The sequence below is a fragment of the Alteromonas sp. D210916BOD_24 genome (assembly GCF_047159385.1).
In the GTDB taxonomy this organism is placed as follows: Bacteria; Pseudomonadota; Gammaproteobacteria; order Enterobacterales; family Alteromonadaceae; genus Alteromonas.
Genome location: NZ_AP038333.1, coordinates 1746957 through 1762356 on the forward strand (window position 1 = coordinate 1746957; position 15400 = coordinate 1762356).

Annotated in this window: 9 protein-coding genes; 5 read left to right on the forward strand and 4 right to left on the reverse strand. The window is 43.5% G+C overall.

Going from position 1 to position 15400, the window contains the following annotated elements:
* Positions 1-17: 17 nt before the first annotated feature.
* The 3 genes from ACMCM8_RS07545 to pabB all read right to left on the reverse strand — a co-directional run bounded on the left by ACMCM8_RS07545 (position 18) and on the right by pabB (position 3613).
* Entirely contained in the window at positions 18-1391 is a 1374-nt protein-coding gene (locus ACMCM8_RS07545) for an L-serine ammonia-lyase (protein ID WP_412727020.1), read from the reverse strand.
* Between the two features lie 188 nt (positions 1392-1579).
* Positions 1580-2152, reverse strand: coding sequence for a CoA pyrophosphatase (locus tag ACMCM8_RS07550; RefSeq protein ID WP_412727022.1), 573 nt, complete (start codon positions 2150-2152; stop codon positions 1580-1582).
* Positions 2153-2164: 12 nt separating this feature from the next.
* Positions 2165-3613 (reverse strand): aminodeoxychorismate synthase component I, encoded by a 1449-nt coding sequence (gene pabB, locus ACMCM8_RS07555; RefSeq protein ID WP_412727024.1) that lies wholly within the window; start codon positions 3611-3613, stop codon positions 2165-2167.
* A gap of 265 nt (positions 3614-3878) precedes the next feature.
* Here pabB and ACMCM8_RS07560 point away from each other — a divergent pair, with 265 nt between their 5' ends.
* Together ACMCM8_RS07560 and rmuC are read left to right on the forward strand one after the other, a co-directional pair.
* Complete coding sequence (locus ACMCM8_RS07560; protein ID WP_412727026.1) at positions 3879-5408, forward strand: fumarate hydratase; 1530 nt, start codon at positions 3879-3881, stop codon at positions 5406-5408.
* 108 nt (positions 5409-5516) lie between these two features.
* Positions 5517-6920: a DNA recombination protein RmuC gene (rmuC, locus tag ACMCM8_RS07565; RefSeq protein ID WP_412727028.1), complete on the forward strand. Its 1404-nt coding sequence runs from the start codon at positions 5517-5519 to the stop codon at positions 6918-6920.
* Positions 6921-6964: 44 nt separating this feature from the next.
* Here the strand turns inward: rmuC and ACMCM8_RS07570 are convergent, their stop codons facing one another.
* Positions 6965-10936: a S8 family serine peptidase gene (locus ACMCM8_RS07570; protein WP_412727030.1), complete on the reverse strand. Its 3972-nt coding sequence runs from the start codon at positions 10934-10936 to the stop codon at positions 6965-6967.
* A 525-nt stretch (positions 10937-11461) separates the two neighbouring features.
* On the opposite strand from ACMCM8_RS07570, the gene ACMCM8_RS07575 reads away from it, so the two are divergent.
* The 3 genes from ACMCM8_RS07575 to ACMCM8_RS07585 are packed head-to-tail and all read left to right on the forward strand — an operon-like array spanning position 11462 to position 15307.
* On the forward strand, positions 11462-12649 hold the full coding sequence (locus ACMCM8_RS07575) for a thiamine pyrophosphate-dependent dehydrogenase E1 component subunit alpha (RefSeq protein WP_412727032.1): 1188 nt from the start codon (positions 11462-11464) through the stop codon (positions 12647-12649).
* Positions 12649-13626: an alpha-ketoacid dehydrogenase subunit beta gene (locus ACMCM8_RS07580; protein WP_412727034.1), complete on the forward strand. Its 978-nt coding sequence runs from the start codon at positions 12649-12651 to the stop codon at positions 13624-13626. The genes ACMCM8_RS07575 and ACMCM8_RS07580 overlap by 1 nt, the downstream gene beginning before the upstream one ends.
* Before the next feature lie 16 nt (positions 13627-13642).
* Positions 13643-15307, forward strand: a complete 1665-nt coding sequence (locus ACMCM8_RS07585; RefSeq protein WP_412727036.1) for a dihydrolipoyllysine-residue acetyltransferase — start codon at positions 13643-13645, stop codon at positions 15305-15307.
* Positions 15308-15400: the final 93 nt, after the last annotated feature.

A 15400-nucleotide genomic window follows, 5' to 3' on the forward strand; every position in this document is an offset into this window, starting at 1 on the left:
ATGAACCACATGTATTATTAGCACTCAATAATGTTAACCGCTAAGCCGCCTCGAGCCGTCTCTTTGTATTTGGTTTTCATATCGTTGCCAGTGTCACGCATGGTTTTTATCACTTTATCAAGGGATACTTTGTGTTCACCAGTACCACGCAACGCTAAACGCGATGCATTTATAGCTTTAATTGCGCCCATCGCATTGCGTTCAATACAAGGTACTTGAACCAAGCCGCCGACGGGGTCACAGGTTAATCCCAGATTGTGTTCCATACCGATCTCAGCGGCATTTTCTACTGACGCTGCTGTGCCCCCCATAATTTCTGCTAGCGCGCCAGCGGCCATCGAACAAGCCACACCAACTTCGCCCTGACAGCCTACTTCTGCTCCGGATATAGACGCATTTTCTTTGTAAAGTATGCCGATAGCACCCGCAGTAAGTAAAAAGCGGCTAGCTACTTCTTCATCAACTGGGCGAATAAACTTGTCAACATATTGCAATACCGCTGGAATAATACCGGCAGCACCATTAGTGGGAGCGGTAACAACCCGACCGCCGGCAGCGTTTTCTTCATTTACGGCTAGCGCAAAAAGGTTTACCCAATCCATGGTTTGCATAGGATCATTAGTATGTTCGGTTTGCAAACGACGATAAAGACCCGGGGCACGACGTACAACCCTAAGTCCACCTGGTAAAATACCCTCGCTTTCGATACCCCTTTGGATACACGCCTTCATCACAAGCCAAATCTGGTGAAGTTGTTGTTTCACTTCGTGCTTTGGTCTAAACGTCGACTCATTGCGCAACATTAAAGAACTAATACTTAATCCGTTTGACTTACACAGTGCTAATAATTCTTCTGCCGTTTTAAATGGAAAGGGCACAGTAGCTTGTAAACTGGCAGCATGCGCTTTGGTTGCATCAAAGTCTTCATCTTTAATGATAAAGCCGCCACCTATACTGTAATACGTTTGCTGTGCTAGCAATGTTTCACCATTGTAAACATAGAACGTTAGAGCGTTTGCATGCTTAGGCAAAGTTTTGCGTCGATGAAAGACAATCGCATTTTTGTTGGGAAAACGTACGCTTTTTACGCCATTTAGCATAAGTGTTTCGGTATTGCGGATTTGTTCCAGTTTAGTGTCGATAGTGTCTACATCTACCACATCGGGAAGTTCGCCCAACAAGCCTAAAATTACCGCCTTTCCGGTACCATGGCCAATTCCTGTCTGACCTAACGAACCAAAAAGTTCCACCTTAACATTGTCAATTTTGTCAAAGATTTCGGGGTTTTTAGCTAATTCGCTAACGAATTCGGCGCCAGCTTTCATCGGCCCCACAGTATGAGAGCTAGAGGGGCCAATACCCACACTAAACATATCAAATACACTAATCATAACTATTCGATTTTATAAAACGGTAATCATATGATCATGCATCTGTAGCGCGTTAACTACAATACAGAAAAGCTAATAATGTGATTAGATTTACTAATGAGCTGTAAACTTATATTTATAGTTGTGCTGGTAGGCTCGACTTAGCAACTTCTTTGAATTCACTTAGCGCAATAACACGAACCCATGATCTAAGGGTGAATATGGTGAGATAAATTGCGAATTAATGCTGCAGTCGCTCCCCAAATCATTTTGTCTTGCCAGGGAATGAAGTAAATAGGAAACGCGCGATTGCGGCGATGGGTGGTATGCACAAGGTGATTTTTTCGGTTGAGTAAATGGGCAAGAGGTACTTCAAATGCACTTTCAACCTCGTTCACATCAATGCAAGGGGTATAATTAGGATCGATAAACCCTACGACAGGTGCAATGGAATAGCCACTTACAGTACGATACGACGGCAACATACCAATTACTTCTACATTTGTGGGTGGAAGGCCAATTTCTTCTTCAGCTTCCCTTAGCGCCGTATTAAATAGGTTTTTATCCGACGCTTCTACCGCTCCTCCCGGAAAGCTTATCTGCCCTGGGTGATGTTTCAGATGGTGAGCCCGTTCTGTCAAAATAACCTGAAGTTCATTGCCATAATCTACCAACGGGATTAATACCGCTGCAGGTCGGCCAGATTTCGACAGGGGAAAATCTGGCTCAACATGAGGCACCCGTAAATGGTGGAACTGTTCAATGAATTCACTTTTGGTCATTATTACTCACAGTTAAACGCGTGTATTAAGTGAAGATAATACCGGAATTATTTTTGACACTTTGTCTAATGTTTCCTGATATTCATCTTCTGCTTTAGAGTCTAAAACAATCCCCCCGCCAGCCCAACAATGCAGCGTGTCACCTTCGGCAAGTAAGGTGCGAATACAAATGCTGGAGTCCATATCTTGGCGAAAACCCATATAGAAAATACTACCACAGTAAATATTCCGTCGATGGGGTTCAAGTTCGTCAATGACTTCCATCGCTCGAATTTTTGGCGCGCCGGTTATCGATCCCCCTGGAAATGCATCAGCTAACAATGATAATGGCGATTCATTGTCATTGAGTTCACCGACCACCGTACTCACTAAGTGATGTACCGCGTGATAACTTTCTAGCGCAAACAGTGAAGGCACCTCAACACTATGGGCCTTACAATGCTTAGAGATATCATTGCGCAATAAATCTACAATCATCAAGTTTTCAGCGCGATCTTTTTCCGACGCTAATAGACATTGAGCACTTTTCTCATCATCTACAGGGTTGGAATAGCGGGGCCGCGTTCCCTTAATTGGCTTAGTTTCTACTATACCATCTGTCACCCGAATAAAACGCTCGGGTGAAATTGATGCGATGCTTCCATATTGCGTTTTAAAGAAAGCGGAAAAGGGGGCTTGGTTCTTACTTCTTAATCTGCAATATGCTTCCCACATATCGCCTTCAAAACGGGCCGTGAAACGTTGAGCCATATTTACCTGATAACAATCACCGGCGCGCAAATATGCCTGTATTTTATCAAGACATTCAGAATAGGCTGTTTGCGTTAAATTTGATGTAAATGGTTGTGTTAAACGAAATGAATCCTTAGCTTTTTTACTTATCTGATTGCATTGCAACCATTCAGGAAAACGGCTTCCATCACAACTACTAAAATAAAATTCACCAGTGAGGGTATCTTCAATTAGCGAATGTAAATACAACCCTACTGCATAGTCGGGTGTGGCATAATCACCTTGCGCATGAGACGGTAACGATTCGTAAAATCTCCCCGTGTCGTAACCAGCTATGCCTGCGACACCGATAACAAAAGGAAACTGAGGGGGTAAATCGGGAGTCCTCATGTATTTTGCATTCGCAACTTGGCTATGCAGATAAGTTAACGTTGCCTCAAATGGGGGAATAGTTAATTCCTCATTACGCCCATTAAGACTATCTTGAAACCTGACTATGCCATCTGACGCTTCGATTGTGGCAACTGGATCGCATACCATGATGTTGTAACGGCCATCACTTTTATTCGAACCTGCAGTATCGAGTAACAATGACCACGGTTTGTTTGCAATACTCTCAAACAAAGCATTAAACAAACCTTCTGACTCAAGCCTAGCAGGCTCTACCAAAACAGAGAGTTCTTCGCGTTTTAAACGGGTAGTGTGAACATGTAACGGTGTATGTAACATAAATCGGTTGTACTTCACTTCAAATAGTCGGCAGTCGCATAACGCATCAGCTAACTTTAACTTTGCGCTTCACTGTAAGGTGTAGTCATAACATCGAGGCACATAAACCACTAAAGCAAAGGGTTACACCCTGAGCTATTATTCTGCTAAATGTTTAGAATTGTATTTTAGCGCGTGGTTTTACGTGGTGCGATGTAAACAGATGCGCTAGTATACGCTTTTTTAGCTAGCTAAGACCACGAAAGCCAATTAAAAAGAGGATGTCATGACCGTTATCCGTCAACAAGACTTCATTGACAGCATCGAAGATGCCCTACAGTTTATCTCTTATTATCACCCATTAGACTACGTAAAAGCTGTTGAAGCGGCTTACAACAAAGAACAAAGCCAAGCCGCTAAAGATGCCATGGCGCAGATCTTGATAAACTCGCGTATGTCAGCAGAAGGCAAGCGTCCACTTTGTCAGGACACAGGTATTGTAACCTGTTTCGTTAAAGTCGGAATGGGGGTGACCTGGGATAAAACCGATATGACAGTACAGGAAATGGTAGATGAGGGGACACGCCGTGCCTACCTTAACCCTGATAACCCGTTACGCGCTTCAATTGTCGCTGATCCAGCAGGCGCACGTAAAAACACCAAGGATAACACGCCTTCCGTTGTTCATATCGACATGGTGGCTGGTGAGAAAATAGAAGTGATGATTGCTGCCAAAGGTGGTGGTTCTGAAAACAAATCGAAAATGGTTATGCTTAACCCCAGTGACGATATTGCTGATTGGGTAGTCAAAACATTACCGACTATGGGCGCGGGTTGGTGTCCACCAGGTATGCTTGGTATAGGTATTGGTGGTACGGCTGAGAAAGCAGCCGTTTTAGCCAAAGAAAGCTTGATGGATCCTGTCGATATTCAAGAGCTAATCGAACGTGGCCCACAAACTACGGATGAAAAGCTTCGTTTAGAAATTTTCGATCGCGTAAATAAATTGGGTATTGGTGCGCAAGGTCTAGGCGGTTTGACAACGGTAGTTGACGTTAAAATAAAATCGCTTCCCACACACGCTGCATCTAAACCTGTAGCAATGATCCCTAACTGTGCAGCCACACGCCACGCTCACTTCTATCTCGATGGCTCAGGACCTGCAGAGTTAACACCGCCAAAACTTGAAGATTGGCCAAAAGTGACCTGGGAAGTGAGTGAAAACACGCGTCGTGTGAACCTTGATGAAGTCACTAAAGACGATATTCAAGAATGGAAAGTCGGTGAGACGGTACTGCTTTCAGGCAAAATGCTAACGGGCCGTGACGCTGCGCATAAACGCATTCAAACCATGATGGATAACGGCGAAGGGCTGCCGGAAGGCGTTGACCTAACCAACCGCTTTATTTATTACGTAGGCCCGGTTGATGCAGTTGGCGACGAAGTCGTTGGCCCTGCTGGCCCGACTACTGCTACGCGAATGGATAAATTTACTGATATGATGCTGGAAAAAACCGGTCTTATCGGCATGATCGGTAAAGCTGAACGCGGCCCTGCTACGGTAGATTCTATCGCTAAACACAAAGCTGTGTATTTAATGGCTGTTGGTGGCGCTGCGTACTTAGTGTCTAAAGCCATTAAGAAATCACGTGTAGTGGCGTTTGAAGATTTGGGAATGGAAGCAATCTACGAGTTTGAAGTGGAAGACATGCCGGTAACTGTTGCGGTTGACAGTACAGGTGCAAATGCCCACAAAAATGGCCCAGCTATCTGGAAAGCGAAAATCGAAGAGCTTGATAAATCACTTTCTAAGTAATTATTTAGCCAACAAAATATTTTTGTTAAACAGGTACCAAGTGTACCTGTTTTTATTTGTCATTTTTGTTTATAGTGCTGTACAAAATAACAGTATTACTACAGCGTTATGATTATTGAATTTTTTCACTCTCAAACACACCTGTTTCTCGCGCTACTCTTTTTCTCAATCACTTTATGTATTTGGTTGTATTGGCGGTACATACGCCTTAGTAACCAATTTCACACATCAACACAATTAGTGGGTTCACTGGAATATGAGTTGGCCCTGTCTAATGAACGGTATGCACAGATACAGCAACGATGTGAAACGTTAGAGCAAGTTAGCCGCGTAAATGATGAATTGAAAGAAGCGTTAACCCAAGAGCGCGTATGTTTGGCCAAAGCCAACGCACAAAACGAAGCGCATCAACATCGCATACAACAATTGTTGGAAGCCCACGAAGATAAATTAGCGGCAATGACGGCTTCAGAACAACGGTTGCAAACACAATTTGAAAACTTAGCAAATAAAATATTTGAAGAAAAACAACATCACTACACACAACAAGCGAAGCACAATATGGAATCTGTGCTTGCACCATTTAAATCTGAAATTGAAGGGTTTAAACGGCAAATTTCCGAGCAACATATCAGAGAAGTTCAGGAACGCGCGTCGTTAAAAACTGAAATCCTTGGTTTAAAAGCGCTAAACCAAAGAATAACGGAAGAAGCCGCTGCACTAACCAATGCGCTTAAAGGTGATAATAAGAAGCAAGGCAACTGGGGGGAGGTCGTATTAGAGCGTATTTTAAAAGAATCAGGCCTACGGGAAGGACATGAATTTGAAACTCAGGTTACGGCAACTTCTGGTGAAGGTAAACGCATGCAGCCTGATGTGGTTGTGCATTTACCTAACAACAAAGATGTCATTATTGATTCCAAAGTAAGCTTGGCAGCGTACGAGCGCTACTACAACTGTGAAAATGAAGAGCAGCGAGCACTGTATCTCTCTCAGCACGTTGCATCGATTAAAGGTCATATAAAAGGCCTGGGAGCGAAGGATTACCAATCGCTAAAAGAGATAAAAACGTTAGACTACGTTTTGTTGTTTATTCCTATTGAGCCCGCATTTTTACTTGCAGTAGAAGAAGCGCCCGACCTAGTGACAACAGCACTTAACAATAACATCATGTTGGTAAGTCCAACCAATCTACTTGTCGCATTACGCACTATCAACAACATTTGGCAGTATGAATACCAAAATCAAAATGCCCAACTTATTGCTGAGCAAGCCGCAAAATTGTATGACAAGTTCGTCGGCTTTATTGCCGATATGGAGAAAATAGAGAAATCGCTAGAGGGAGCACACAGCAGCTTTGAAAATGCGATGAATAAGTTGAGTACTGGAAGAGGGAATATTGTTCGCCAAATTGAGCGATTTAGAGAATTAGGTGTTCAACCAAATAAAAGAGTGGGAGATTCTTTAAAACGCTTATCAGATAACGACAATACGTTAGAGGAACACAAATAAAAAAGGCCGCTTTACATAAGCGGCCCTTTTATCACAGGTAATAATTACCCTTTAATTTTTCTGCGTAGGTAAACTGCAGGGAGTAGTAGTAATCCTAACCATCCCATTGAACCACCGCTCTTATCTTTAACACCAATTGTTACTGTCTCTGTTGTGGTGTCTATGCCATCGCTAGCCGTTACTGTCACCACAATATTAGACGCTTGCTCGTGACTTGGTGCAGTACCAGTGTAAGAAGTAGTCTGCATTCCATTAATGGTTACAACTACATCGTCACCGTCTGCATCTGTAGCAGAAGCTGTGACCGTGTAAGATTTCCCTTCATCTACGCTTGACGGCGCAGAAATGGAAATAACCGGTGCGTCTTGAACACCCGCTACCTCAACAGTTACAGTTCCTTCGCCAACTACATCACCAGGGACTGTATTGCCTTCAGCATCGGTTGAGCCCATTACACGTACCGTATAAGTAAACTCATCGACACCAAAGAAGTTACTATCTGGCATATAAGTTACTGTTCCGTCGTCATTGATGGTTACCGAGCCATTTGCAGGGGCAGTGGCAACTTCGACTGAAGCAGGATCTAGCTCTTCTTTGTAGATTGTAATTGGCGTGAACGTACGATAATCACCAGACAACGAAGACATAGTAAAGCTGTTGATTATGGTGTTGTCACTTTCGTTCGCTAGAATATTCGCTGTAATTGACGCGTCTTCATTGACTGATAGCATATCGTCCATGAATTCACTTGAAGCTAACACTTCACCAGCATAGCTAATTGAAACAGCGTCACCCGCACTGGTTGTCAGCACATATTCTTCACCTTCTACAGGTAAAGAATCTTGCACGCCTCCTAGCATATGTGAAGCTAACGTAGTACCAACGCTACCTGAAATATTTTCTGCACCTACAACGGTAGGATAAACAGGTGAGTCCATTGGACCATATACGTAATGTACAGCGCCACTTGCATAGTCAAACCACAACTGGAAGTTGAAGCTCGTGCCTTCTTCAGCCCAAAGTTGGGCATTTTCCCACTCAACGACAAAGTGACCAGTAGATAGGCTAACAGCATATAAATTACCTGTACCATCGCCGCCCGATAGGTCAAAGTCAGTCCAATAAGGTGCAACTACGTTATTAGGTTCACTTAAGCTTGGCAAAATTTCAGCAAAAGGCGTTGTTACATTACCTGAACTGCTACCAAGTGATACAAAACCGTTAGACGAGATTTGCATCGTTGTGTACTCACTACCTAGATAGGTAATAGGGCGTGGCAGGCTAATTGGAATTGACGCGTCGTCACAGCTACTTGTACACGTCAGTGGCGTTACACCAATCATTGACATTGGAACATAACGCGGAAGACCAAAACCTTCCAGCATATCGCCGATTGATGAGTCAGGCGTCATAGCAAAAGATGCCGTATTTAATGCGCCTTGCCAGTATATTTCACGCTTTTCAGCATCATAAGTTACTGGCTCTTGATTGCCATTTTTAACGGCTGAAATAGTAGCTGGCTTGATCGCATATTTATGGTCGACAGAACCAGTAATGCTGATCATACCGGTGACATCTGAGTTTGTCGCATATGCTTCTGTCACAACTACCTGGCCTTCACCCGCCACACTTGCACTTACGTCACTGTCAAACAGGCTTGGCTCATCGCTGCTAATAGGATAAAGCGCTACAGGAATGAAGTAATCTGTAGTAGCGGCATCAGTATCAGACCAATTAATTCCACCAAAAGACCAAGAACCCGTATCTGCAGTTGTTACGTCAACCATAACGGTAATTTCTGCAGATGCGCCAGCGGCAATCGTAGCCACATCAGGTGTTACCGTAGCAACAATTTGTGCATCGTCAAAAATAGCTGTTGCATCAACTGTCACAGCAGCATCACTGGTGTTGGTAACCGTAATTGACATTTCACATGATAGGTAGCAGTTTGAGTCAGCTAAGCTTATGTCGCTATAGGTTAATTCAACAGTGCTTGCTCTTGTTAAATCAAGGCGACCTGCACCAATGTCAAAGTTGTCAGCAGGCGTAAGCGCATCTTCTTTAAGTACATTTCTTACCGAAGAAGTCACTAATGCGCTCTTGATTTGCGCAGCAGACCAATCTGGGTGCATTTGTTTAATTAGTGCCGCAGCACCAGCCACATGAGGCGATGCCATAGATGTACCGCCTTTAAACGAGAAGTTTTCACCTTCGTGTCCAGGGGCGTCAGGTGATTCACCTGAGAAAATACGTGTTCCAGGTGCAGCGATATTCGGTTTAAGGAAAGTCGCATCACCGCCTGGGCCTCTTGAACTACTTTCATTAACGATATCAGCAAGACTGTCAGAAACAACGCGAACGATTTCGCTACCGATAGTAACGTTAAGCGTATCTTCAGTAGTTACCGCTAATTCAGCAAGTGCTTGACCAGGCGTAGCTGGGATCATTAGAGAAGGAATGGTTTGGTCTGCACTTAGACCACCCATTAGGATTGGCGCTTCACCGCGACCGTCCACATTGTGAATAAGCACAGCCATCGCACCGGCTGCTTCAGCGTTCGCGATTTTAGTCACAAAGCCACATGTACCACGGCTTATCAGCGCAATGGAATTTTCAAAAGCGGTTTCACTTGCAAAAGGGTCACACCCTTCAACGTTTGCAGGATCAACTTCAGCCGCATATACAATTGGCGCAGTAATATCACTGCTTATTACAACATCAGGGTTACCTGTTGAATATAACGCGGGAATTGAGCCAATACTGGTGTCGCCTTCAACAGTAACTTCGTTGGCAAACAAACGACCAGTAGTAGTGTTAGCTACCGTTATTACGTCTTCAGAGCATCCAGGACAACCAATGGTAGTATCACCTGGGCCATCATTACCTGCCGCGAAAACGGTTACTACACCAGCATCGTGCATGGCTTCTAACACGTCTTCGTAGATAGAACCATTAGGGTTACCGCCAGCACCACCGCCCCACGAGTTATTTACAATGTCAGCCCCATCTTCTAAAGAAGCTTCTAACATTGCCAAAAGCATCGAAGATGCGCCACTTGAAGACGCAGGGTTGGCAGGCGTAGCATAAAGACCTTTGTACACCATTAAATAAGCTGCTGGTGCAACACCAGAAATTTCTGCTGTTGCGCCGTCGCGCTCTGCCATTACACCGTAATTACCTACTGCAGTACCCGCAACGTGAGTACCATGGCCATTGAACCCGCGTGGGCTGGTGTATTCTTCTTCAACAACATTAAAGCCTTCGACTATCGGTGCCGCTCTGGCAACGATTAATTTGTTATTACAAAATTCTGGGTCTTCAGAACAATAGTCATCTGTCGGTAGGGTAGCAGCGTCAGGTGCAGTAAAATTATCACCACTGAACAAAGGGTTTTCAGGGCGGATACCACTATCGATGATAGCCACTTTTATGCCTGCACCGGCGCCTTCTTTACCGCCTAACTGCTGCCAAGTATCAATGGCACCAATTAAATCCAAGCTGGCATCCATTTGTGAATGATGTATGACGTCAGGATAGACCGCTTTTACAGACGGTAAGTTCGCAAGTTGATCTAGCGCTGTTTTTGAGACAATAGCGGCAAAACCGTTAAAGGCAGCGGTATACGTTAAATCAGGTTTAAAGGCAGCATCTATTGACTTGATAGAGCGCATTACAGATTGCTGCTGACTCTCCAAATACGTTCTATATTCTTTTGCTGCATTTGTTTTAAAATTAACTTTATCGCCTGTATGAGCCGACATTGAACTCATGCTTGGGTTAACACCACTGAACTGCGCCATAGGCGCGTCATTTAACTGAATGATAACGCGAACAGTAGATGCACTTGTTTCAATAGCATTAGCAAGAATGTTTTTTTTGTCGAAAGAGGCTTCAATGCCATTTTTTTGTTCGACACTGTAACCTTTTATCTGATTAGTCGTAGCTGTTGCATACGCAGCAAAAGCGGACCCCGCTAGTGCGGTTGCAATTACCGTACTTAGAATAGTTTTTTTCATAATTTTTCTCGAGTAGATAGTTCCCTGGATTGCAGCACATCCTTAATAATTTAAATCAAAGGTCGTTCGCCTTTTTAATTGTGAGGAATATCGCGCTGCTATCACTACAGATAACACAATTTGAAACGGTTTGTAACGAGAAATACTGTTTCTAAGCAATTAAATAATTTGTTACATATAATGTGTAAAATACATTTGAAAGTGAGCGAAATTTAGCGTTGCTTTTTATGTGTTTTGAAGCCGACTGCTACCACTAAACTGGCTTCAATGTCCCGTATTCTTTGACCTCTTAAGTCCTGAACCTCTCATGCTGATATGAAATGTTCATCCTACCTTGCTATCATGTTATTTACATTACACTTACATGATTAGGACAAACATCCTTCTTTTTTAAACAACTTGAGTACAGTAATTTCAAACACTTCAAAAAACACTGAGTTATAAAAAAGACGCTCCTTTACATACTCATCTAGCATAGAGAACAAGAATCTCTATCCACCGCCCTCATTTTTAAGGGGATAAATTGTGAAAGACAGAAACCATTTGGCCGCAGTAAAAACAACAAATAAGGTCGAAATAATCAGTAATGGGATGATAGATATCCCGATGCTTCAAATTCTTACGCCTGAAGGTGAACGCATTGACAATGCAGTTGAGCCAGCGCTTACAAAAGAAGAAGCATTAAAGATATTTAATACAATGGAATACATACGCGTACTTGACGAAAGAATGGTCGGTGCGCAACGCCAAGGTCGCATTAGCTTCTATCTGGCTAGTACTGGGGAAGAAGCAGCCTCAGTTGCCAGTGCTGCAGCACTTAGCGCAGATGACATGATCATGTCTCAGTATAGAGAACAAGGGGCTTTAGCGTACCGTGGATATACCACTGAACAATTTATGAACCAGATGTTTAGCAATAAGGATGATCCCAATAAGGGTCGTCAGATGCCTATCCACTATGGGGATAAAACACTCAATTTTATGACAATTTCTTCACCACTAGGTACTCAGATCCCACAAGCTTCTGGTTATGCCTACGGTCAAAAAATGTCTGGGAAAGATGTTGTTACCATTTGTTATTTCGGTGAAGGTGCAGCCTCAGAAGGAGATTTCCACGCAGGCCTCAATATGGCAGCAGTACTACATTGTCCCGTTATCTTCTTTTGTCGCAATAATGGCTACGCCATTTCAACACCAGCAGAAGAACAATTTGCAGGCGACGGTATTGCTTCACGTGGTTTAGGTTACGGCATTAATACTATCCGCGTAGACGGTAATGATCCGCTGGCAATATACGCTGCAACTAAAGAAGCCCGTCGAATCGCAATAGAACAAAAATGTCCGGTACTTATTGAAGCGATGACCTATCGTTTAGCCGCTCATTCAACATCTGATGACCCCACTGGCTACCGCTCTCGTGAAGAAGAAGACAAATGGCGCGCTAAAGACCCAATCGCAAGAATGGCCAAATGGCTTAACGCTAAAGGGTGGTTTGACGAAGTAGAAAACAAAAAACGCGTAGAAAAAGCACGCCAGGATGTATTAGCAGCACTTAAACAATGTGAAAAAACCGATATCTGCGCCATCGATGACATAATTGAAGACGTCTACGATACTCCGCCTTGGCATTTACAAGAGCAGCTGACGCAATTAAAAGCGCATATTAAAAAGTACCCACAGATGTACCCTAAAACAGCAGGGAGAGTGAAGTAATGGCTAAAATGAACCTATTACAAGCAATCAATAACGCCCTAATTACAGCCATGACTGAAAATGAAAAAGTTATGGTATTTGGTGAAGATGTAGGGCATTTTGGCGGTGTATTTCGCGCTACCAGTCATCTACAGGAAAAGTTTGGCAAAGGCCGTTGCTTTAATACTCCACTGACAGAACAAGGTATCATTGGTTTTGCAAATGGTCTGGCGGCTCAGGGGTCGTTTCCAGTTGCAGAAATTCAGTTCGGTGATTACATCTTTCCGGCATTCGACCAAATCGTTAACGAAACCGCAAAGTGGCGCTACCGCTCAGGAGGCCAATTTGATGTGGGATCGCTTACTATTCGCACACCCTATGGCGGTGGCATAGCGGGCGGCCATTACCACAGTCAGTCACCAGAAGCATTCTTTGCCCATTGTCCCGGTCTAAAAATTGTTATTCCCCGCGACCCTTATCAGGCCAAAGGGCTTCTACTTGCATCAATTCGCGATAAAAATCCCGTTTTGTTTATGGAGCCAAAGCGGTTATATCGAGCATCTGTGGCCGATGTACCAGAAGAAGATTATGAACTGCCTATAGGCAAAGCCGATATTGTTCAGGAAGGTACGGACATCACCTTATTAGGTTGGGGCGCTCAAATCGAAATATTACAAAAAGCGGCGGCAATGGCATTAGAAGATGGCGTTTCATGTGAGATTATTGACTTACGCAGTATTGTTCCGTGGGACGTTGAAACGGTAATGCACTCTGTAATGAAAACCGGGCGCTTACTTATCAACCACGAAGCGCCGTTAACCGGTGGTTTTGCCAGTGAAATAGCGGCGACAATTCAAGAACGTTGCTTCTTGTATCTTGAAGCGCCTATTGCACGTGTCTGTGGTTTGGATACGCCTTATCCTCTGGCACATGAAAAAGAATATATGCCAGATGAAACGAAAACCTATGAAGCCATCAAGCGTACGCTGCACTACTAAGTCGGGAGCAATAGATATGACAATAGAATTTATTTTACCCGACATTGGCGAAGGTATAGTCGAATGTGAACTCCTCGAATGGTTAGTGTCAGAAGGGGAGTATATCGAAGAAGATCAGCCTGTTGCAGAAGTGATGACAGACAAAGCAACCGTGCAAATTCCAGCAATGCACGCCGGTAAAGTGACAAAGCTGTATTATGCAGTAGGCGACATTGCAAAAGTGCACGCTCCGTTATTCTCTATGACGCCTAATCAGCAGTCGGCTGACCAAGGTGAAGCAACGGTAAGCGAAACTGTAGAACTTTCATCTGAAACTGCGCGTTCAAACGACGCGAAGCCATCAGCTAACGCAAATGTCGCTTCTAATACCATTGAAGATTTTATCCTTCCTGATATCGGAGAAGGTATTGTGGAATGCGAAATTGTTAAATGGAACGTGTCAGAAGGCGATGTTATAGAGGAAGATCAAGCAGTTGTCGAAGTGATGACTGATAAGGCTGTAGTTGAAATCCCTGCTAAAAACGCTGGAACAGTCCACAAACTTTATTATGCACAGGGCGACATTGCAAAGGTTCACAGTCCTCTATTTGCCTTAGCGTTAGAAGGTGAGTTTGATAAAGCGTTAGCTGAAAATGACAACAGGGCAATTCAGCATAGTCAAGGCACTTGCCAAACTGCAACCTTACAAAGTAAAGCGAATGTGGGTTCACCAAGTCCCGGTAAATTTTCCGAAGGCGAATTTGAACCACCTTTTACCATTGAAGGTAAAGTATTGGCGAGCCCCGCAGTCAGACGTATAGCTAGAGAACGTAATGTCAACTTAGCCACTATTGCCGGTTCGGGTAAAAAAGGCAGAATTCTTAAGACTGACGTATTAGCAACCAATGCAGAGCAATCCCACGCGGCACATTTACAAGCTGATTCTTCCGTAAAAACAGCAGCGACGGTGCAAAGTGTAACTACACCAATTACAGGCAGTACTCGAACTGAGAAAGTGAGGGGCGTACAAGCGGCGATGGCTAAACAAATGACCGCGTCTGTCCAAACTATTCCACACTTCACGGTTAGTGACGAATTAGTGATGGACAACTTAATTGCACTTCGTCAAACGTTAAAGCCAGCGTTTGAAGCACAAAATTGTAAACTTAGTTTTATGCCGTTTTTTGTTAAAGCTATGTCATTAGCATTAACAGAGTTCCCTGTTATCAATAGTCAGCTTAACGAAGAAGCAACAGAGTTAACCTACTTTAATGATCACAATATTGGTTTTGCTGTGGATTCTAAAGTAGGACTTTTGGTACCCAATATTAAGGCGGTTCAACAACTGTCGCTATTTGATATTGCTAAGCAAATGAATGAAATCATTGAACAAGCACGTGCAGGTCGTGTTGCTAATGAACATCTCAAAGGCGGCACAATTAGCATATCTAATATTGGTGCAATTGGTGGTATTACGGCAACTCCTGTCATCAATAAACCTGAAGCTGCAATTGTAGCTCTGGGAAAAACACAGAAGCTTCCACGCTTCGATGATACAGGTAATGTCAAAGCACAGCATATTATGGCAGTCAACTGGTCCGGTGATCATCGAATTATTGATGGTGCGACGATGGTGCGTTTTAACAACTTATGGATGAGCTATTTAACTCATCCTGAAACCATGCTTATGCATTTAAAATAAAGCGCTACTGAAATGTAACAATAGAAGTAAAAGGTTAGTGAAGTAAATCACTAACCTTTTTTGTTTCAGGCACCTTATACGGTATCATAACGC